Annotated in this window: 1 protein-coding gene; it reads right to left on the bottom strand. The window is 47.1% G+C overall.

What is annotated here, in order from left to right:
- Positions 1–144: 144 nt before the first annotated feature.
- The coding region (locus FDY93_RS19365; protein WP_220446273.1) for a hypothetical protein at positions 145–529 on the bottom strand (385 nt) is incomplete at its 5' end.

Raw genomic sequence — 529 nt, 5'->3', positions numbered from 1 at the left:
TAACGCCCGCAGCAGGGGCGACCAATGCTATGCACTTTTTGTGCGAAACTGGGAGCGCAGCGACCCGCACAAAAAGTGCATAGCGTTGGGCGTCCCGTGGAGGCCCGAAGGGCCGGAACAAACTGCCTGCGTTTGTTAAATGCTTCAGGCACGGGCTCCCGTACTCCAAAGATGATTGACACAGTACGCGCTACCTTTTACCTGCTTAAAACTACAGCCTGACCATTGGCATGGTACGCTGGTTAAGCCACCACGATTTTCCATGATTTTTTCTTTAATCAGAGCCGTACTATCGAATTTTTTCCAATTCTCTTTATCTGGAATTTTTACCGCATAGGATTGCTGATACTTGTCCCATTCATCCACCTTCCAAAGTTGACAGCACTCTTGACACCGCATAAGAAATGCCCAATCGCCGACTTCAAGCTGGTCTAGTTTGGATTTGAACTCCGTATGCGAGTTACTGATATCGACTAGTTTTGGTTGTAATTTACAGAGGCACATTATTTTTCTAGTGGCATTTAACGCC

It is taken from the genome of Microbulbifer harenosus (assembly GCF_005771435.1).
Lineage (GTDB): Bacteria > Pseudomonadota > Gammaproteobacteria > Pseudomonadales > Cellvibrionaceae > Microbulbifer > Microbulbifer harenosus.
This window is presented reverse-complemented; position numbering and strand designations above follow the sequence as displayed.